A 20,866-nucleotide genomic window follows, 5' to 3' on the forward strand; every position below is an offset into this window, starting at 1 on the left:
TGAATCGCCCCGGCTTTCCTAGACACTCTCCAAGCTCTGGAAATAGCGCTTTTCAAACTCCACTGGCGATAGCTGCATAGCGCTGCTGTGCCGGCGTTTGGGGTTATAAAACATCTCGATGTAATCGAACACATCACTCCGAGCTTCTTCGCGGGTGCCGTAGGTCTTCCGTCGGATGCGTTCCCGTTTCAGCAACTGAAAAAAGCTTTCCGCTACCGCGTTGTCGTGGCAGTTGCCGCGTCGGCTCATGCTGCTGATCAGGTTGTTGGCCTTGAGGAAACTCTGCCAATCCGAGCTGCTGAACTGGCTGCCCTGGTCGGAGTGGATCATCACTTCCTGCTTGGGCTTGCGCCGCCAGACCGCCATCAACAGGGCATCGATGGCCAGGTCGCTGCACATCCGTGGCTTCATCGACCAGCCGATCACCTGGCGTGAAAACAGATCCAGCACCACCGCCAAATACAACCAACCCTCATAGGTGCGGATGTAGGTGATGTCGGTGACCCAGACCTTGTTCGGTTCACTGACGTTGAACTGCCGCTCCAGGCGATTGGGCGAAGCTACCGTTGGCCGGCCGCCGTAATAGCCGGGGCGCCGACGATAGCCGGTCTGCGAGCGCAGCCCTTCTCCCCGCATCAGGCGAGCCACGCGGTGCCGGCCACAGGACTCTCCCAGCTCACGCAGGTCGTCGTGAATCTTGCGATAGCCGTAGACCCCACCGCTTTCCAGCCAGGCATGTTTGATCAACCCGAGCAGGCGCTGATCTTCCTTGGCGCGTACGGATTTCGGCTCGGCCAGCCAGGCGTAGTAACCGCTGGGATGCACTTTCAGGGTCTGGCAGAGACGCCGTACCGGGTACTCCACCGACAGCTTGCTGATGAAGGCGTACTTCAGCCGGACTCCTTGGCAAAGTACGCGGCGGCCTTTTTTAGGATGTCTCGCTCTTCGGTCACTCGCTTGAGTTCGGCGCGTAGACGACGCAGTTCGGCCTGCTGATCATCTTCTTGCTGCCGCTGCGCCTGGGGCTTGCCGTAGCGCTTGATCCAGGCATACAGGCTGTGCACCGACATGCCTAACCGCGCTGCCACCTCGGCTACGGGGAGGCCGCGCTCGGTCACTTGCTTGACCGCTTCGATTTTGAATTCTTCGGGGTAACGCTGGTTGCTCATGGCACCTCCTAACGGGCCTCATTATGAGGCTTGGAGGTGTCTACGAAACTAGGGGCGATTCACCCGAACCTCCTTCGGGCGACGCAATTCAATACCATGAATGAGTTAGATGACTTTCTGGCCAACCACCGAATCAAAGAGATTCCGTCCCAGGCCTCCGACCCTGAACGCACAGAACAATGGGAAAATACCGAGACCAGTGAGGCTGTACTCTCTATCGGCGTGCCGTTCCTGGCTTCTCTGCTCTCACTCGAAGTGGCAGTCACAGCCTCCACCGACCGGGCCCGCGTATGCGGAAAAGCAGAATACTGGGCGTCGTTTGCAGACAAAATCAAGACAGAAATCAAAAAAGGATCTAACCGTCTACTGAAAAAACACCTGAATGCTGCATTGAAGCTGATCGACGCAAAAAAAATGGAGAAATTGATCTATGTCCCTGCTCACTGGGCGTGAATCTAGCACGGGGTATGAATTCCTCGATGAGTTTGGGGTAACAGAACTATCGCCTCATACGTCAGCACCTTGGCTGCTCAGTGACTTCGATGAGACTCTTTGGTCAATTTATATTAACAAAAAGAAATTATACGAACTTGATTGGAGTGTACGTCTTGGGGATGGCAGCCTATTAACTGACGACAACAACGAGGTACTACTCCGGTCATTGAAGCACCTGCTCATCATTGGCACGACGGGAGTCAACGACGAGTTTGCCACACTCGCGCCAGCGTCCCTAAAAACGCGCCTTTCATTCATATTAAAAATCATTGACTATCTGTTAATCCATGCTCAAAGCCTTAGTCTTATCCAATTCGGCCTTGGCGCCTTGAACGCCGATGAATTGAAAGGAATTCTCAACCATTTGGCCTCCTCCCCACGGGCTGAAGAGTCCGTTTATGCATGGCATGAACGCGCATCCGCTTTCTGTAATGCCCAACTGAGCAATATAATCTACAGCGAGGCCGAGGATTTTTTTGCTAAGTATCCAAGTATGCTGGAGGTTAACGATGATGAATGTGAAGATCTTAAACTCAATATCACCGTAGCTGAGATCCCGATGATTCGTGCGGCGCTCATGAAAGCTAATTTGTACTACGGAACCCACTGCCAGGGCTTTAAGGTAAATACTAAATTACTTTCGGAAAGCGTCTATCCAGACACGATCTACGGGCGGCAGACGCCAAAATCGTCTCTCGAAGTACTAAGCTTCTATCCCAGCGAAACCAGGTATAAGCGCGAATATCCGAAAGTCAAAGTAACCACAGGTGAATCCGAACACCTTATAGACACCGCGTACTTTTACTATCGGTATGCACTCGTGAATAGCGCAGCGCTCAGCACATTGGGGTTGCCGGCTCCCTCAGATACTCACACCATCATAGAGTACATTCCAAAACTCAACGAGGCTTCCCGGTACAGAAGTGTGCCTGCGAGCAACCTGCTAAAGCTCTTCCGTTGCAGTATAGATTTTCATGTCGAACATGGAAGGAAGGTCCTAAACGGCTTCATCAGAGTAGCAGCGCATTGCCACAGACAGAATCTCGCAATGACCCGCCTACCCGAGGCGGACTTTTTGAGGATTATCGGCCCGGAACTTGTCAGCTTCGGCGTTAAAAAGTTAGGCCTTTCGAGTTACCGTAGTAATAAATCTCCTCGAAAAGGTGGCGCAAAGCAATACTTCCAGCACTTACGCGCCAACCATGGACTGCTTGAGTTGGTGAGTGTCTACCTGGGCAGTGTCCAGTTGGCCGTTGGGATGCTCATGGCGCGGCGCATTGACGAGTTGGTCACTCTAGACGCCTCGAGATGCTTGGACGAAAGCAAATCATGGCTTGTCTTCAACCTAGCGAAATCCACCCACAAAGCCTTGGGGATTCGGCAGCGTGAGTCTCGGCCTATCGATGCCATTGCCGTCGAAATGATTGAGGAACTGCGCCGCTTTCAAATGATACTTAAACGCCTTGGAGTTATAAGCGACCTGACCAACTTGTTCGCGACTCCATGGTTGCGGGGACTCAAAGGACTGCAGGACTGCACACTGCACCTGTACCATCGCAATCTGGACTTGGCCTGTGACTACTTCGAAAGCGATATTAACGCTGCTGGGGAGCGCTACTACGTACGCCAACACCAACTACGCCGCTTTTTCGCCATCATGTTCTTCTACACGAATAGCTTCGGCGAGTTGGATACCCTTCGCTGGATGCTTGGCCACCGCGACATCGAGCACGTTTGGCACTACCTGACTGAATGTCTGGAGCCCAAAGATATCAGGGGAGCGGGCGCCCGCTATTTCGCTGAACTTGCTAAACAGGAGCGGTTGGAAAACTATCAAAATTTGCAAGATTTGCTGTTTGCGGAATTCGGCACCTCTAAATTTTCATTGGTAGACGAGCAGAAAATCGAAGATTACCTTTCGGCGATGCTTGAAGAAGGTAAAGTCCGGATTGAGCCGCAATTCTTCAACGATGAAAACGGCAAATCCATGAAAGTCCTATTTATTGTCAGCTAAAACAATGAGCACATTGCCTAAGCGCGAGTTGATCGACCAATCTATTGGGAACATTTTTAAATTACTTTCAGACATAGCGTACTCCCCAGGGAGCTATGTCGAAAATAAACAGGTTTTTAACGCACTGAAGAGCCAGGGAAATCTCTGCGCCCTCGATCTGGATTTCACCGTACAGGATGAACAGCTAGCAATTCGACCAATAAGCCTTAACACTCTCAAGAAAAGGCTCTCCGACAATTCCTCTGATATAAATTTTCAGCACCTGGATAAGCTTCGAGTGCAAGCACAGGCGGCAATACGAAAATTTAGCGAAGATTTGACCACCCCTAAGAAGAAGACCCGTTCTGCATTGGAGGATCAGATTGAGGAACTTAAGAAATCTGTCGCCACACTCCATGCAGTTAACATGGTTCTAATACAGGCACTGGAGGTTAACCGAAGGGATCTAATCACAATATCCGATACCCCCAGCACAGGTCTTCGACAAAAAAGGATTAACGACGCGATCAATCGGATCATCAAGATTTTAAATTTGAATCCTGCACCTTTCGACGACATCACTATTCTGTCCATGAAAAAGCATTTGCAGTCGGTGCCCAATGAAAAATAGAATCGTTGAGTATCCTGAATCAGCTCAACTTTTTAAACCTATTCCTATATTAAGACTCTACGACTATTTAACGCAGGACACGCTCCGAACGCTTGACGGCAGCAACATGCCCTTCATGACATGGCCGGATGGATCACCATGCCTGCAAGCAAATGCCTACATGATTAGAATCCGTATGCAATCCGGCCGAGGCGGGAACGGCCCGTCAAGACTCGGAAGCAAAGGTGGTACATTTGGAGAGTACGCGGGTCAGATTAGCCATTTGATCAGGTTCTGCTACTACAACAAACTCAATTTCATTTCTCTTTCGGACGACGATTTTTGTGAGTTCATCGATGGGCTCCGCAAGGAGACCAAACTCAACAACCCAAGCCAACTCAAGAGAAATGAGCGCACAATTTCCAGCATTGGCAAAAGGTGCTTGAACTTTCTATCACACGTTGGAGAAATGAACCAGCTGCATAATTTCGTTGGCATTGGTGGAACCATTGCTATAAAAATGGTCGATTCAACTGCCTATCGAAACGGAAAATCCTTCAAACGCTCCAGCGTCCACCATAGATCTTTCAGGACGGCCAGCGCCAAAAAGACTCGCAAGCCTATTGGCGAGGCGAGCATTGAAAAGTTGCGCTATGCAGTTGATGAGATATCCAACTCAGAATTTCTATGCAATCGTCGGCACTTGATGATTTCCTTGTTTGAGGAACTTGGTGCGCGACGAGGCGAAATTCAGCCTATTACCGTTGCCCAGGTATTAGCCGCCAGCAAGAAAAAAAAACACATAATTACCATCACCACTTTAAAGCGAGGAGAGACTGGCCTGACGCGCGAGTTAGAGCTGAGCCCTCCCCTGATTGAGGATCTCTTGACATATATTCGCGGCGATCGCCGCGAAATCATGAAACGATTTAAGGGCATTCCAGATCACGGCTTCCTGTTTGTTACCGAGCGCGGCGGACGCCCTTTAGGGGCAGACACGCTGACGACCGAATTTTCAATAATCCGACGCGCAGCTGGCATTGAGGAACAAGCTTGTGCACACCTCTTTAGACACGCCTTTTGTACCAACATTGTCGCCAACCTCATTGCTGAAACACAGGCGCTAAGCACCGACTCATTCAGACAAACGCTGATGACCAATAAGATGCTGGCCGAGCGAGCGATGTCCATGAGCGGCCATGCAACGCTAGAAAGCTTGCTTGACTATGTAGACGCCGCTTTCAGGGTCAAATCCAAATTCGAGCAACTCATCCACAACGTCGAAATCGCCCGACGTTATGAAGTCTACGAGCGCCGAAGAAAACGCCTTCTTCAGGATTTCAAGGCCGGCAAAATCAGCAAAGAAAAATACATCGAGCGCGAGGAGTCCCTCACAGCGGCAATGGATAGTGACCTTAAGACTGTGTAAGGCCCTCTCAACGCGCCGTCAAACTGATGGCCAATTCAGCCTGGCAATCCCACGCAGAATGCCTTCATCGAGTCTTTCAACGGCGAGTACCAGGATGAATGCCTCAACGAGCCACGATTCTGTTCGCTGGCAAAATCCAGAATTCGCACCGCGGCGTAGCGACGGGATTACAACGAACACCGACCGCACCGCACGATTGGCGATCTCACTCCGGAGGAATTTGCTGCGGAATGGCGAGCCAGCCAAGAGAAGATAAAGTCACTGCTTGCCGGAAAGGTGGAAGAGCTTCCACAAGAAAGTCAGCCTTGGGCTTTCTTGAATTCCCGTAACGATTAGTTGGCCTGCAGTTCTGTCACCTGAGGCAGAAGAGTGGCTGGATCGCACGCCAGCACGCTGGCGATACGGTATAGCTTCTCGACGGTGATATTCACTTCACCACGCTCGATGCGTCCCATATAGCTGCGGTCAATGCTGCAGGCCAGTGCCAATGCGTCCTGGGAAATCCGGCAGGACTTTCTCTGCGTCCGAATGCGTGTCCCCAACGCTTTCGCCAACTGATCCATGACCGCCTCAACTCCACTTGAGGCGGCACTATCCTGCGTTTGCCGACGCACAAACCACGGACTATAATCCGCATTTTTACGCTACGACCCCGTGGGTGCCCGCATGAGATCTGCCTCGTTCATCTTCGATAGGCGGCTGTATCAGCTGCTTCAGGAGGAAGGGCGCACGCAATTCACGACTCGTGACCTGCGGGATGCCTATGCCAAGCGCTTGGAGGGCATGACCTTTCGTCTCGGCAATGTGCGCCGATATGTGTATAAGCAGATCCGCCGAATGCTGCGGGTAGGCTGGCTCGTGCTTGACGAAGAGCGCCGCACGCGCGGGCAGGTCTACCACCTGCAACCAATCCCGGCACATTTGCAACTCGAGCTAGTAGACAACGGGTTCGAGAATAGCCTCAGCGAACCAAGGCAGGCGCCGCCAGTGCTTGAGCCGCCTAGACCTTCATTCGACGCGGAGCAGCACCTGGAAACGCTCCTCAAGGAGATCCGGCTCGACTTCCTGTCCGCCATGGGCGAGGCGGAGCGATTCAAGCAGTTACTTGATGACATGCCGGATCTGCGGGAAAAGGTCGAAGGCGAGTATTTGGAAGCCATGGACCGCAGCTCGCGCCTCTTGGGACACCTCCGTGCCGTCGAGAAGACGCTCAAGACACTTACTACTTCGCGATGACGTCATCCCTGAGAAATTGGCAGCGTCGCTGTATTGAAACGGCGCTCGAGCACTTCATTTCCACGCCGCATTTCTTCTGCCAGGCAACACCGGGCGCCGGCAAAACTCGCATGGCAGCGGAGCTGGCCCGGCGCCTGCGGGAGCAAGGCTTGATCGATCTGGTGCTCTGCTTTGCTCCGTCGTGCCAGGTGGTGGACGGCTTTCGCTCGACCTTTTCATCGGTGCTTGGCGGACGCTTGGACGGCTTGCTTGGCGCTTTGGGTGGCGCGTACACCTACCAAGCCATGGAGTACCGAGACGAGGCATTCTGGCGCCTCCTCGACGACTACCGCGTATTTGTCGTCTTCGACGAAATCCACCATTGCGCCGGTCATGATCCGCTCCTGAGCAACGCCTGGGGACAGCAGATCCTGCAACGGATCCAGGATCGTGCCGCTTTCACCCTGGCCCTTTCCGGCACTCCATGGCGCTCGGACGACCGTGCTATTGCCCTCGCGCGATACTCCTCTCCCGAGGGGCACCTGATCTGTGACTATCGCTATGGCTTGAAGGAGGCCATTGCGGACGGGGTGTGCCGTTCGCCTCGCATCGTCCTCCTCGACAACCAGAAGGTGAAGCTTACGGAAGAGTTGGGGGCCGAGAGCCTCGCCAGGCACTTTCCCAGCATTGTCAAGCTATTGGAGGAATCCCCCGTCACCTATGAAGACCTGCTTCGCCATGACGAGGTGATCGATCAACTGCTCGGCCTGGGATGCGAAAGGTTGGATGAGCTTCGCCGAATCAAGCCGGATGCTGCTGGCCTGGTGGTCGCCACCGATATCGAGCATGCCCATCAGATTGCCCAGACCCTAAAATCCAGGGGAGAAAGTTGCCGGGTCGTAACCAACCGAACCCCGGATGCCCAGCAGGTGATCAATAACTTCAAGCACAGCGACTGCCGTTGGATCGTCGCCGTGGGAATGATCAGCGAAGGCACAGACATCCCCCGCTTGCAGGTGTGCTGCTACCTCAGCCGCATCCGAACCGAGCTGCACTACCGGCAAGTGTTGGGACGGGTGCTGCGGCGTATAGGCGAGCCCGATGACAAGGCCTGGCTATTCATGCTCGCGGAGCCCACGCTCCAGCGCTTTGCGGAGCGCATTGCAGATGATCTACCGGATGATCTGGCGGTGCTGAGTCAGGTTCATACGCCTACTTCTACACCCGGCATTACGTCTGGCGGGCTGGCTACCGCTAACTATGTCGATGGCAGCAGTGGTACTGAGAGTGGGCAGGGTCTTGGGACAGGTTCGGTAGGCATCTCCTCGTTGGGTGATTTCGCCGCTGAGCCAAGCTATCAAATCAGCTTCTCGCAGCACTACCGGCAGCTGTTGGTGGCTTGCTTTTGACGGCCGATTGGTAACGGAATCAAATTAAACGCAGAGGCCATCGAGCTTGCCAAGGACCAGGTCAGTGAGATGCTCACCCATGAGAAGGCTGGACAGAATCGGGCCAGAAAGAGAAGAACTTCTTCGAAACTCGCGTCATCGAGTACTAGACCTACGGCGCACTGAGCTGGGATCAAAGCTATCTCGCGTAGTTTTTCAACAAACACTGAAACTTTTTCACTGAATGTTGAAACGAATGCACCGAGACGGTGCATAGCCGCTGCCAGGGGAGGCAGCGGCGACAGCCATCCAAGGCTGGCTTTCGCTGTTAGGTCGAGACCATTGGCCCCGAAGGAATAGAGGGCAGCAAAGAGTAAACAACAGGGCCGGCGAGCATTGCTCGCTGGCCCTTTTTACTGGCGGGACAGTTCCGGCTTGGGGGAAAAGCAGCCGTCACCTTCCCGTGTAACTTACAACCTCAGTTTGATTCCGCCTGGCTATCACAAGCCAGGATCATCGATGTACCAGGGGGTACGCCGAATTGGACAAACAACGAAAGACCAAGCCCCCAAATGGGCGGTACGACACCAACGACGAAACGAAACGAATCGTCTGGACTCAGGCTGCCGGTCACTGCGAGCTATGCGGCACCGATCTCACATTCGACTACCGCGCAGGCAAGCCAATGAAGTGGGGCGAGGTAGCCCACATCCTACCGGCCAGCCCCCAAGGTCCGCGGGGGCGTAAGGACCATGACGAAGCAAAGGCGCAGGGGCTCACCAACGACAGCGCCAACCTCATGCTCCTCTGCCCAAGCTGTCACAAGAAGATTGATCGTGACGCGGATGGCTACCCGGAAAATGACTTGAGTGGCCTGCATCAAGCCTACCTCGAACGTATCCGCCTCTTGCTTCAGTCCAGGTCTTTGCGGATGCAATGAAAGCTGATGACGAGCGGCGGCCGATCGATACGTAGCAGGGGCTACATACGGGTCTAAGCTGAGTGTATTCCCTTAGGGTCAATCTCTAATGGCTACCCCTAGCAAAGACACTCGCGCAGATGGTGCCTCAGTGGCAGCGGAGGCAGGCTGCAGTCTTCGGGAGTTGGAGCGACTTAACCGAACGCTCGAGACCCTTAGTGCAGGCAATCGTATGCTTCTGCGCTGCTCAAATGAGCAAGAACTACTGAGCGGCATGTGCCGCGTAATAGTAGGAAAAGGCTATTATCGCTATGCCGGTGTTTGGAGTGCGCTAAACGACGATGGCTATCCCCTAGTTCATATGGCGTATGCACTCAGCTCTTCACATAGCCTTCAGGAGGCTGAATTTTTTAAAAGCATTTCGCTTTCGTGGGCAAATCCAGAAAGGGGAGGAGCCGCAGCTATCGCTGTCATTACAGGTAAAGCCTGTGTCGGCCGCAATCTTCTTACCGACCCTGACCACGCTAAATGGCGCGAAGACATGGTTCGTCTTGGTTATGGATCGGTTACTGCCTTTCCATTGCGGGTAGATTCAGTTGTCGTAGGATCTCTGTGCATCACTGCTACCGAACCTGAAGTATTTGATGAGTCTGAAGTTTCTTTGTTAGGCGAGTTGGCTGATGATCTGGCGTTCGGGATAGAAAATTTGCGCATACGTGCAAAGCATCAAGCTGCAGAAAAAAAAATTCATCAAATGGCTTACTACGACTCACTTACCGGACTACCTAATCGAGAGATGTTTTATGAAAAAATCAAGTCAGCCATTATAGAGTTCAGAGAGAAAAATCGCCCGCTCGCAGTATTGCTTCTAAAGGCCAAAAATTACCACGAAATCAAGGACACCTTTGGACACATACAGGGAGACAAGTTACTACAGGAGATTGCCAACCAGCTCTGCGCGACAATACTCTCGAGTGGATTTGTTTCTCGCGTAGGCGAGGCCGAATTTGCTATTCTTTATCCTCATGCGGACGCAGAATGCGCTATTCAAATGGCGCAAAAGCTTAATGCATTATTTCATTGTGCGCCTGACTCTTCTGGGCTAACCCACTATACAAGGGTGACGATAGGAATTGCGTTGTTCCCCGGCCATGGTGTTGAGCCGGATGCATTATTTAGGCATGCACGAGCTGCTATGTCCGAGGCGAGGCGCACAGGACGCGACTATGTGGTATTCGCGCATAGCCTTGATGAGGCATGCACCAACCGGTTATTACTGACGTCGGACTTGCGTGAAGCGATCAAGCTTGGCCAGCTAATACTCTATTGCCAGCCTAAATTCAGTTTAGCTTGCTCGTATCTATGTGGAGCTGAGGCACTAGTGCGTTGGCGGCATCCGGTTCGGGGCATGGTGCCTCCCAGCGAGTTTGTGACACTTGCTGAATTCACCGGACTGATTACTACACTCACCTTTTGGGTTCTCGAAGCTGCATTTAGACAATGCTTTGCATGGAATGAGTCAGGTTTAAACATTCCGCTTTCCATAAATCTTTCGGCGCAAGACTTATGCGACACCAGGCTAGTCACCAAGATCGAAGGTTTGATGGCGACTTGGGGGGCGAAATCGAATTGGATACAGTTTGAGGTTACTGAAAGTGCGCTCATGGAGGACCCAGCTAATGCGCTAGAAACACTGCGGAAATTGAAAGGAACAGGGGCTCAGATTGCTGTCGATGATTTTGGAATTGGCTATTCCAGCTTGAGCTACCTACAAAATCTGCCGATAGATGCAATTAAGATAGATCAGTCTTTCGTTAAGCAAATGGCCGAGCACCCGAAGGCGGCTGCTATTGTTCACTCTACGATTGAGTTAGCGCACAGATTGAATTTAGAGGTAATTGCTGAGGGCGTTGAAAACCAAGAGGCTTGGGAGCGTCTCGTGAAGATGGGATGCGATGTAGTTCAAGGTTACTACATAGGAGCGCCAATGCCTGCGGAAGCTTTCGGAGATTGGCTGGAGCACTCTAAATGGAAGTAATTTGAGAAGTGATAATCCAGTCGCTTGAAAACGGGACGTTACCCCCCTTAAACCGAAGAATCGGAAGAAGTGGTAATTGGCTCGAAAGCAAAGCTTATCTCTGTAAAATGGATTATTTTTATATAAATATATTGCCCACCATTCGAGCGGCAGTAAGTAGCTCCTAACTCTCAGCACATCAAATCGAAAAGCCCCCTGGGCGAAGCCTCAGGGGGCACGATTAGATTAGATTGCTAGCGCTAGATTCAGCGATTAGGAAGCGCAATCTTGGGAGCGACCTCTTTAGCGATCAACTCTAGCGACTGAAACCAGGGCGCCGGATCATCATAGTAATCATGCGCTTCTACCTGTAGCGTTCCCCAACCACCTGTTGCTTCAAACAGCGCATTGATCTTCTCCTTCACGGTATCGGGCGAACCGACCAGGAAGACGTGATCCACCAAGAATTCAAGATCAGCATTAGCCGGATCGATACCTGCATCCTTGGCATACCCATCCATCATGCCGAAACGACGCCAGATGGGGATCAGGTAGTGCTGGAAGCAGTAGCCGATCGGTCCTTCCATCACCAAACGCTTGGCTTCCTTGTCGGTTTCAGCACAAAACACAGTGTGGGATACCGCATGACGCGAACGGTCCGGGGTATGGCCCGCTTTAATGGCCGCTTCGGAATAGACTTCCCAGTGTCTCTTCAGTGCATCAAGACCAGAAAAGATCGAAACCGGCTTGAAGTTGCGCTCACCGGCCAGACGCATGGACGGCGAGTTGTAGCTGAAACCGGTTACCGCGATCTCAGGTGCCTTTCCCCCCCAAGGACTGAAATCCGCCAGCTTATGCTGTTCATCACCCTCGGCACCTTCAAGCTCTTCCGGATACCCCGCATCCCAATACTTACCTTCATAGAAGAACGGCTCACGCTTCCAGATCTTCTCCATGATGAACAGTGACTCTCGCACCATGTCGTTCAGGTCCTTGGTTTCGTCTCCACCGCTAGCCGTGTTGGACTGGCCGGCGTTGCGAATTCCGTGCATGTAGGAGGCTTGCGGATAGGCGCCAGCACCAATACCGAGGAAGTAACGGCCTTCCAGAATGCGTGACAACCAGCCGATCATGGTCGCTAGTTTTGCTGGATGCTGATGCGGCAGCAGGTGGGCCATAGGCCCGAACTTAATGTTCTTGGTTTGCAAGGCTGCAGCGGCGATTAAAAGTTCAGGGTTGGGGATGTTCTCCCATATTTGCGAGGCGTGCTCGGAGATCATCATTGAATCGATACCGACGCTGTCCGCCTGCACGGCACTCTGGATGCCCCAATCAAAGGTCTGCTTGGCTGTCCGGCCAGGACGCATGTAGGGATGAAAGATCAAACCAGTTTCCATTGCCATAATTGTTGTCTCCTCTAGATGGGTAATAGGCAAGGGAGGCATTAGCCTGTGTCTGCGGGCAGGTGCCAGCAGAGGCGACTATAACGGCGTTATACTGATCAGTCAACCATCGCGTTGATTGCTTTTTAATGCTTGTCACCCCAACATTCGCTAAGCTGGATCCCTGGCGTTCCTAGATCGTTCCTGATGCCGAATACCACACGAGCGGGAGCGAGGAGGAAGAGCCCTAACGATACCTTTTGCCCACCAGGATTAACCCAAATCGGCTCAGGGATTTATTGAATTTTATGCACAGGTTAATCAGATGAAATCGATGGTTTCTCCCAGCATTAAGGATCGCCTCAGTGACACCCTCGAAGTGAAGAAGCGCTTGCTGCAGGTAGCTCGGCACCTACTGAGTACAGAGGGACGCGAGGGGGCAAGCTCTCGCGCAATCTGCGCCCTGGCAGGGGTCGGCGCACCAACGATCTATCATTACTTCGGCGATCTGACAGGGCTGCACCGGGCTGCCATTGATGAAACCTATGTGCAAGTAGCCGAAGCCTATCAACAGGGAGCGAAGGAGCGCGGCCCCCAGCAGGGGTTGAGAAACGGCTGGGGCGCTTTTAATCACTTTGCTCATCAAGAGCCACTTATGTGCAGGATAGTTATCCAACAGATCCTAGCCGGCGAGCCTCCGGCTACCGTTGCGGAAACGCTGCGGACGGTAGAGAACGACCTATCGCGGCTATATGAAGAAGGTGTCCTGAATTGCCCCGCTCATGAAGCAGTTCAATTATTATGGATAGGCACACTGGGAACAGCCTGCTTTACATCAATCAAAAAAAATGAAGAGCATGAAAGTTACCCAGCATTACAAGAGAAAATGGTGGATTTAGTCCTTAACGCGTTGTTTTTAAATAAGATCCAATAACTTTAAATGGACCCCTGGAACATCTGGATAGTTCTTACTTTTGATTGCACTCGCACACTTTCATCATGGATTAAGCGCTTACATAGCACGACCAGTAACTCCAATTGTATTAAAACTGGTCGATACCAGGATCTTGCCGTCGCGAACGGCATGGCGGCAGTGGCTCGAACTCACGCCTGAGCTTGGGCTTGCCCCGCCCCCATCCCGCTAACTTCAGCACGGCCTCAAAAGTCGTGGAGTGACTGGCGATCCCGATAGCCGCCTGGAAAAGCTCCATTGGCTCAGCCTGACAGGAAAGCTTGTGTGACAGGGCCAGTTGAAGGAGAAGTGGGTGTTTCTCCGCGGAAATTGTCGACGGTCGTCCAGCCTTGGTCATCGGCTCGCCCCGGGTAGGAGCCAATGGATTACTTGATTTTGTCTGCACCCTCTTAAGGAGTGTCTGGCACAGCATTCCGGTTTCAAGATGCGCTTCACGCCGACCAGCGCAGCCTGGTTGTCTTTTATTGCGCAGCGGCAACTAGCGGTCGCCCTTGACCACTAGGTGCGCCGGCTTGTCATGGCACAGGGCATTGGCCTGATCAACGCGGATCCGGTCGAGCACCTCACGGCCATGGCGGGCGAAGACATGAACAGGTCGCATACCACCTCCGCGCGTGGGCAATGCCATTTCACTTCCATATCGAAGGCGGTGTTCATGTCCATAGCCACTGACGCGAACCGTTAGCACCACTCGCCGAGCAGTTCGAAGAACAGCAAGATCGCCTACAGCTGTTGCCGCGGAGTAGCGATGGCCCTTGTACAACGCAAATGCGAAGAAATGGCCCCATCGACTGCCTGCTTCGCCCCACATCCGGCACCGACAATGATCGGAGTTCACTTCCCTTCGACACGCGCCACCTGTCAACACCACCGTTGACCGGAAAGGAACGTCGATGCTAGGGTGCTCGACGAAGGCTCCACACGCGGCCGTCGTCGCAAAGCTCTTCAACGGAATGGTAAGCGAACCTGCCCGAGCAATTTGATCCAGCTCTCCGGCAGTACCTTAAAATCTCGCTAAAGGCACTATTCCTGGAACCAACGCGTTAATTGGCGTTGGTCGGATTCGAATGCAGACAATCAAATAACAACAAGGGTCGCATCGCCTTGAATCACGAACAGGTTTCAATAGAAACACACGATGGCAAGTGCCAGGCGCACATCTTCAAGCCAGAGGGTCAGGGCCCATGGCCCGCCGTGATTTTTTGCATGGATGGCTTTGGCATCCGTCCCACATTGTTCCAAATGGCTAGGCAGCTCGCACAAGGCGGCTATGTCGTATTACTACCTGACCTGTTCTATCGAGCTGGCCGCTATGGGCCATTGGCGCCTGCAGAGATTTTCAGAAGCCTCGATGTCATGGGCGCAATCGGCCACCTACTCGCCTCAACGGACAATCACAAGGCGGCACAAGATACGCAGGCATTCATAGACTACTTGGACACCCGCACCGATGTTGCTAGTCCCAATATTGGGACAACCGGATATTGCATGGGTGGTGGCATTTCTCTCTCCATTGCAGGCACATATCCGGATCGAATTTTGGCTGCTGCGAGCTTCCATGGAGGCAATCTTGCTACGGATGCTGAAACCAGCCCTCATTTACTGGCGCCATCAATCAAGGCGCGAGTCTATGTCGCCAGTGCCGATAGAGACGACTACTACTCACCACAAATGGCGAGGCGTCTGGAGAAAGCGCTGTTAGATGCGGGCGTCGATCACCGATGTGAAACCTATGCAGGGGCACTACACGGCTTCGCCGTACCTGACTTTCAAGAATTCAACAAAGAAGCTGCCGCGCGCCATTGGCGTGAGCTTTTTGGCTTGCTTGACACGACACTGATTTTTTAAAAGATACAATTTAGTCATTTTTATTTAGCAGACACAAGACGACCACCCTTAATTGCAACGGGCGCTCACATGCTGACATCGAAAAGCCGCAGAGCTACAACTGAATGCCTTATGCATCTAATTGATGCGTTGGAAGGACACTCCAAACCCAACGCACCAGAAGAGAATTTAACTGCGCCCCCCCTAGTTAAGCGTGCTTACCGCGCATTGCGCGAACATGTGCAAGCGCAAGATCATAAGCAGCAACAACAGACTGCCCTCGCCAGCCAGATAGTTTCGTTAACTCAGCAGCGAACCACTACCACGAACGAAAAACTTCATGTCGATCAACGCATTGAACTAATTAGCCTAGCCAGCAACGAAGGACTTTGGGATCTTCCGGTGAAAAATGGAGACCCCGTAAATCCAAATAACTCCCTTTGGTGCTCAACACGGTTTCGCTCATTACTTGGACTGGATGACGAAAATGATCTATCCGTGCAACTAGGAACTTGGATTCAGCGCATACATCCTGCCGACCTGAAACCTACAACGGATGCATTGAGCAAATATCTAAAAGAAGGCCGAGACGACGTTACTTTTCGCACTGAATACCGACTACGTAATGCCGCAGGCGATTATGTCAACGTTGAAGTAAACGCAAGGGCCTGGCGTGACGCGAAAGATGTACTGATACGCATGGCCGGCACTATACGTGACGTACAAGTACAGCGCGATCGGGATTACGAACTGGAGCGGACGCTTGAGCGATTCGAGATTGCCAGGGAGATAATCAGCGACGGTCTCTGGGATATGGAGGTGATAGGCGGCAACCCACTGAATCCTCACAATCCCCTATGGTGGTCGCAACAATTCCTTCAAATGCTTGGTTTCGAAGATCCAGATGAATTTCCCAATGTTCTCGAAAGCTGGGTTTCTCGCATCCATCCAGACGACAGACAAAATGTGTCCGATTTGTTTGGCGCACACATAAACGACAGCAGCGGTGGCACCCCGTTTGAGGCGACCTACCGAATAAAATTGAAAAGCGGCGAATATCGCTGGTTCAGCTCCCGGTGCAAGACACTACGAAGCACTGACGGAAAGCCACTCCGGATAGCAGGCGCGTTGGTAGACATGCACTCCCAGTACCAAGAGGAACAATTGCGTGAGGAGCGGGAGCTGCAGGGTAAACTCATAGAACGAAATCTAAGTAAGCTTACCGAGATTGTCGGTGCCATCCAAGCCATCGCTAGCCGCACAAATCTACTCGCCCTCAATGCGGCAATTGAGGCCGCACGTGCTGGTGAGGCTGGACGAGGATTTGCAGTAGTTGCCGATGAAGTCCGCAAACTTGCCACACGAACAAGCGAGGCCACTCAACAGGCGGCTGAAATGCTTGCCACGCAGAATAACAATTAAAACACCTCTTACGGGCAACACATTCCGAAGCAGTAAGAATTGTACTAAAAGGCAACCCAAGCATCACAGCAACACTAGCGGCTTTATTAGCGCAAAAAAACGCACCCTATACAACAAATCATCTAGACAAACTACATATGTCGCAAAATTATCAGACGAAAGTGCACGCCCTCCGCTCCAACACCCAAAAACAGCAGCACTTGGCTGCGCAATCTCAAAACTCACTCTTCACATCGACTGCGGCCTTCAATCTAAGCGCATCACATGCTTAGGGATAGCATCGAACCACCAAACCGGCATTTTTAGATAGGGTATTTTTTAATGCACATCGCACAGGTTTTTTTGCTTATTTCATCCTAAATGCCTGCATCCCTATACTCGATTCAACTAGCTCGCCAATGAATGACGTACCGGCCACGCAAAACAACAAGAGAACCAGCCATGAGCGACGTAGCTCTTAATCGTGCCCAAAGTAATCCAATGCAATACCGCGGCGATGGCCTTCCCAGCATGGAGGGTACGACTATTGGATGGCACGAATTCCTTCTTTACGGCACCGATGCTGCCCTATTCCTCAAAAAACTCACCATTCCTTTGCAAGGCACCTTGGCTGCCTTCGCCGCCTATGCAGATGAGATCATCGGTCGTCTGATAGGCACGGTCTCCTCCATTCACGAGCAACAACTGCTGACTTTTGGTTGTAAGTTTCCATACCTGTCCAGGATCACTCTGCGCCTTTTAGGCTTGCTTCACCGAGAAAACTTCGTCACGTCTCCGTACCTTGGAAAGCTCAATCACTATAGCCTTCGCTCACAAGTACTGCCGATCGCCGAATCTCATCGCCATATCGATATCGACAACTTACCTGTCTACTCGGTTTCACCGCCCCCTTTTACCTAGCCCCTTCTCTACCAAGTACACGAAGTCAAACCTGACTGTAAGAGTGATCAATCAACCTCTTTATAAACCACCCACAGGAAAATATACATGGGCGCTTCAACTCCTAAAGTAAAGCTCTTAATCAACGGCGAATTTGTCGAATCGAAAACCACCCAGTGGCGTGACGTAGTCAACCCAGCCACCCAGGAAGTCCTGGCCCGCGTGCCCTTCGCCACCCAGGACGAGATGAACGCCGCCGTCGCCGCCGCCCAGGACGCCTTCAAGACCTGGCGCAAGACCCCGATCGGCGCCCGCGCTCGCATCTTCCTCAAGTACCAGCAGCTGATCCGCGAGAACATCAAGGAGCTGGCCGCCCTACTCACCGCCGAACAGGGCAAGACCCTGCCGGACGCCGAGGGCGACGTCTTTCGTGGCCTGGAGGTGGTAGAACACGCCGCCAACATCGGCACCCTGCAGATGGGCGAACTGGCCAACAACGTCGCCAACGGCGTGGACACCTACACCCTGCTGCAACCGATCGGCGTGTGCGCCGGCATCACCCCGTTCAACTTCCCGGCGATGATCCCACTGTGGATGTTCCCCATGGCCATCGCCTGCGGTAACACCTTCGTCCTCAAGCCCTCCGAGCAGGACCCGCTGGTGACCATGCGCCTGGTCGAGCTGGCGCTGGAAGCCGGCATCCCGAAAGGCGTGCTGAACGTGATCCACGGCGGCGTCGATGCGGTAAACCTGATCTGCGACCACCCGGACATTAAGGCCGTGTCCTTCGTCGGCTCCACCAAGGTGGGCACCCACGTCTACAACCGCGCCACCCTGAACGGCAAGCGCGCGCAATGCATGATGGGCGCCAAGAACCACGCCATCGTCCTGCCCGACGCGAACAAGCAGCAGACCCTGAACAACCTGCTGGGTGCCTCCTTCGGCGCCGCCGGCCAGCGCTGCATGGCCCTGCCGGTCGTAATCCTGGTAGGCGAGGCGCAGACCTGGCTGCCGGACCTGGTGGAAAAGGCCACGACCCTCAAGGTCAATGCCGGCGTCGAGCCGGGTACCGATATCGGCCCGGTGGTGTCCTGCGCGGCGTTGGACCGCATCAGCGGCCTGATTGCCACCGGCATCGAGGAAGGCGCCAAGCTGGTCCTGGACGGCCGCAACCCGAGCGTACCCGGTTATCTGGAAGGCAACTTCGTCGGCCCGACCATCTTCTCCGGCGTTACCCCGTCGATGACCATCTACCGCGAGGAGATCTTCGGGCCGGTGCTCTGCGTGGTGAACGCCGCCTCCCTGGACGAGGCCATCTCCTTCATCAATGCCAACCCGAACGGCAACGGCACCGCGCTCTTCACCCGCTCCGGCGCCGCCGCACGCCACTTCCAGGAAGAGATCGACGTGGGTCAGGTCGGCATCAACGTACCGATTCCGGTGCCGGTCCCGCTGTTCTCCTTCAGCGGCTCCCGCGCCTCCAAGCTCGGCGACCTCGGCCCCTACGGCAAGCAAGTGGTGCTGTTCTACACCCAGACCAAGACCATCACCCAGCGCTGGTTCGACGAGAGCGATGTCGGCGGCGCAGTGAACACAACCATTACCCTCAAGTGAGGCTTCAGGGGCGGGCTATGAACCGCCCCTGATTAAGGAGACCTCTAAATGGCATTCGAATCTCTACTTGTTGAAGTCCATGGCCGCGTTGGCCTGATTACATTAAACCGACCCAAAGCGCTCAATGCGTTAAACGTCAATCTGATAGACGAAATCAACCGGGCACTAGACGGCCTGGATCGCGATCCCAACGTCGGTTGCATGGTGATTACCGGTTCTTCCAAGGCCTTCGCGGCCGGCGCCGACATCAAGGAAATGGTCGACATGGCCTATCCGCAAGTGTTCCTTGATGACTTCTTTTCTGCAGCAGATCGCATTGCAGCCCGACGCAAACCCCTGATCGCCGCTGTTGCTGGCTATGCGCTGGGTGGCGGCTGCGAGCTGGCGCTGATGTGCGACTTCATCTACGCCGCTGACAACGCTCGTTTTGCCCTGCCAGAGATCACCCTTGGTGTTTTACCCGGGATCGGCGGAACCCAACGCTTGGCTCGTGCCATTGGCAAGGCCAAGGCCATGGAGATGTGCCTAAGTGGTCGACAAATGGATGCCCAGGAGGCAGAGCGCGCCGGCTTGGTTGCACGCGTACTGCCGGTTGAGCTCCTCCTCGAGGAAACGCTGAAAAGCGCTGCAGCCATAGCAGAGAAATCTATGCCGGCAGCCATGCTGATCAAGGAGTCAGTTAATCGCGCCTTCGAAGGCAGCTTGGCGGAAGGTATCCGGTTCGAGCGTCGAGTATTCCACTCCACTTTTGCCAACGCAGATCAAAGGGAAGGCATGAGTGCCTTCGTTGAAAAGCGTACTCCCCACTTCATTCACCGCTGAAATTTCTGGCCCTACCTCAAGAGGACGCCAACATGCATATCGGATTCCTTGGCCTCGGCAACATGGGCGGCCCCATGGCCCGCAACCTGCTCAAGGCCGGCCACACCCTCACCGTATTCGACCCCTCGCCGCTGGCGACCGCCGCACTCGTAGAGCTCGGCGCCCGCACCTCCAACAGCCCGGCGGAGCTGGCCCGCGATGGCGTCGCCGCGATCATCACCATGCTGCCCACCGCGGCCCACGTGAAGGATGTCTACCTGGGCGCCGAAGGCCTATTGGCCAACGTCCAGCCGGGCGTGCTGCTGATCGACAGCTCGACCATCGACCCGCTCAGCGCCCGCGAAGTGGCCAAAGCCGCCGCCTCCCAGGGCAATCCCATGCTCGACGCGCCGGTTTCCGGTGGCACAGGTGGCGCGGCGGCTGGCACCCTGACTTTCATGGTCGGCGGCACCGTCAGCGCCTTCGACGAGGCCCACCTGCTGCTCGCCGCCATGGGCAAGAACATCGTCTACTGTGGTGACACAGGCAACGGCCAGGTGGCCAAGATCGCCAACAACATGCTGCTAGGCATCTCCATGGTCGGCGTCGCCGAAGCCATGGCGCTGGGCGTTGCCCTGGGCATGGACGCGAAAGTCCTGGCCGGCATCATCAACACCTCCAGCGGCCGCTGCTGGAGCTCGGAAATCAACAACCCGTTCCCCGGCGTGCTGGA

The 20,866-nt window shown here is 53.8% G+C and carries 17 protein-coding genes and 3 pseudogenes; 16 read left to right on the forward strand and 4 right to left on the reverse strand.

The window, feature by feature from the left end; all coding sequences use genetic code 11:
- Positions 1–18 precede the first annotated feature (18 nt).
- Positions 19–1,169 (reverse strand): IS3 family transposase gene (locus E8F06_RS01635; RefSeq protein ID WP_280363247.1). Its coding sequence is split into 2 segments (ribosomal slippage): positions 19–926 and positions 926–1,169, totalling 1,152 coding nucleotides; the frame shifts between segments, so codons are not numbered across the junction.
- Between the two features lie 96 nt (positions 1,170–1,265).
- Between E8F06_RS01635 and E8F06_RS01640 the strand changes: the two genes are divergently transcribed.
- The 5 genes and pseudogenes from E8F06_RS01640 to E8F06_RS01660 all read left to right on the forward strand — a co-directional run.
- On the forward strand, positions 1,266–1,622 hold the full coding sequence (locus E8F06_RS01640) for a hypothetical protein (protein WP_280363575.1): 357 nt from the start codon (positions 1,266–1,268) through the stop codon (positions 1,620–1,622).
- Positions 1,600–3,678 (forward strand): integrase, encoded by a 2,079-nt coding sequence (locus E8F06_RS01645; protein WP_179060050.1) that lies wholly within the window; start codon positions 1,600–1,602, stop codon positions 3,676–3,678. Before E8F06_RS01640 ends, E8F06_RS01645 begins: the two co-directional genes overlap by 23 nt.
- 4 nt (positions 3,679–3,682) lie before the next feature.
- Positions 3,683–4,288, forward strand: coding sequence for a hypothetical protein (locus tag E8F06_RS01650; protein WP_179060051.1), 606 nt, complete (start codon positions 3,683–3,685; stop codon positions 4,286–4,288).
- Positions 4,278–5,696, forward strand: coding sequence for a site-specific integrase (locus E8F06_RS01655; protein WP_179060052.1), 1,419 nt, complete (start codon positions 4,278–4,280; stop codon positions 5,694–5,696). Before E8F06_RS01650 ends, E8F06_RS01655 begins: the two co-directional genes overlap by 11 nt.
- Positions 5,697–5,729: 33 nt before the next feature.
- Positions 5,730–6,032 (forward strand): annotated as a pseudogene (locus E8F06_RS01660) (transposase); the annotation flags it as partial.
- On the opposite strand, the gene E8F06_RS01665 reads toward E8F06_RS01660, so the two are convergent.
- Positions 6,029–6,259 carry a helix-turn-helix transcriptional regulator gene (locus tag E8F06_RS01665; RefSeq protein ID WP_179060053.1) on the reverse strand — a complete coding sequence of 77 codons (231 nt, stop codon included), beginning with the start codon at positions 6,257–6,259 and terminating at the stop codon, positions 6,029–6,031. The pseudogene E8F06_RS01660 and the gene E8F06_RS01665 overlap by 4 nt on opposite strands.
- Positions 6,260–6,362: 103 nt before the next feature.
- Here E8F06_RS01665 and E8F06_RS01670 point away from each other — a divergent pair, with 103 nt between their 5' ends.
- The 4 genes and pseudogenes from E8F06_RS01670 (at position 6,363) to E8F06_RS01685 (ending at position 11,256) form a co-directional block, all read left to right on the forward strand.
- On the forward strand, positions 6,363–6,932 hold the full coding sequence (locus tag E8F06_RS01670; protein WP_179060054.1) for a hypothetical protein: 570 nt from the start codon (positions 6,363–6,365) through the stop codon (positions 6,930–6,932).
- Entirely contained in the window at positions 6,929–8,320 is a 1,392-nt protein-coding gene (locus tag E8F06_RS01675) for a DEAD/DEAH box helicase family protein (protein ID WP_179060055.1), read from the forward strand. The genes E8F06_RS01670 and E8F06_RS01675 overlap by 4 nt, the downstream gene beginning before the upstream one ends.
- Before the next feature lie 520 nt (positions 8,321–8,840).
- Positions 8,841–9,206: pseudogene (locus E8F06_RS01680) on the forward strand (HNH endonuclease signature motif containing protein); the annotation flags it as partial.
- Positions 9,207–9,450: 244 nt separating this feature from the next.
- Positions 9,451–11,256: an EAL domain-containing protein gene (locus E8F06_RS01685; protein ID WP_179060116.1), complete on the forward strand. Its 1,806-nt coding sequence runs from the start codon at positions 9,451–9,453 to the stop codon at positions 11,254–11,256.
- 245 nt (positions 11,257–11,501) lie between these two features.
- Here E8F06_RS01685 and E8F06_RS01690 read toward each other — a convergent pair whose 3' ends face one another.
- The gene (locus E8F06_RS01690) at positions 11,502–12,638 is read right to left on the reverse strand and encodes an LLM class flavin-dependent oxidoreductase (RefSeq protein ID WP_179060117.1); all 1,137 of its coding nucleotides are present in this window, start codon (positions 12,636–12,638) and stop codon (positions 11,502–11,504) included.
- A 304-nt stretch (positions 12,639–12,942) separates the two neighbouring features.
- Here E8F06_RS01690 and E8F06_RS01695 point away from each other — a divergent pair, with 304 nt between their 5' ends.
- Entirely contained in the window at positions 12,943–13,551 is a 609-nt protein-coding gene (locus tag E8F06_RS01695) for a TetR/AcrR family transcriptional regulator (protein WP_179060118.1), read from the forward strand.
- Positions 13,552–14,008: 457 nt separating this feature from the next.
- On the opposite strand, the pseudogene E8F06_RS01700 reads toward E8F06_RS01695, so the two are convergent.
- A pseudogene (locus E8F06_RS01700) lies at positions 14,009–14,313 on the reverse strand (transposase); the annotation flags it as partial.
- Positions 14,314–14,694: 381 nt separating this feature from the next.
- Here E8F06_RS01700 and E8F06_RS01705 point away from each other — a divergent pair.
- From E8F06_RS01705 to mmsB, 6 genes are all read left to right on the forward strand, one after another.
- On the forward strand, positions 14,695–15,438 hold the full coding sequence (locus E8F06_RS01705) for a dienelactone hydrolase family protein (protein WP_179060119.1): 744 nt from the start codon (positions 14,695–14,697) through the stop codon (positions 15,436–15,438).
- 69 nt (positions 15,439–15,507) lie between these two features.
- Entirely contained in the window at positions 15,508–16,839 is a 1,332-nt protein-coding gene (locus E8F06_RS01710) for a PAS domain-containing protein (RefSeq protein WP_179060120.1), read from the forward strand.
- A gap of 441 nt (positions 16,840–17,280) precedes the next feature.
- A complete protein-coding gene (locus E8F06_RS01715) occupies positions 17,281–17,739 on the forward strand; it encodes a hypothetical protein (RefSeq protein WP_179060121.1) in 459 nt (152 codons plus the stop codon).
- 87 nt (positions 17,740–17,826) lie between these two features.
- Complete coding sequence (locus tag E8F06_RS01720) at positions 17,827–19,332, forward strand: CoA-acylating methylmalonate-semialdehyde dehydrogenase (RefSeq protein ID WP_179060122.1); 1,506 nt, start codon at positions 17,827–17,829, stop codon at positions 19,330–19,332.
- A 48-nt stretch (positions 19,333–19,380) separates the two neighbouring features.
- A complete protein-coding gene (locus E8F06_RS01725) occupies positions 19,381–20,154 on the forward strand; it encodes an enoyl-CoA hydratase (protein WP_179060123.1) in 774 nt (257 codons plus the stop codon).
- A 32-nt stretch (positions 20,155–20,186) separates the two neighbouring features.
- Positions 20,187–20,866: 3-hydroxyisobutyrate dehydrogenase (gene mmsB / locus E8F06_RS01730; RefSeq protein ID WP_280363578.1), on the forward strand; the 680-nt coding region annotated here is incomplete at its 3' end.

Origin of the sequence: Pseudomonas sp. BN411 (genome assembly GCF_029871235.1) — a bacterium.
Taxonomy (GTDB): domain Bacteria; phylum Pseudomonadota; class Gammaproteobacteria; order Pseudomonadales; family Pseudomonadaceae; genus Metapseudomonas.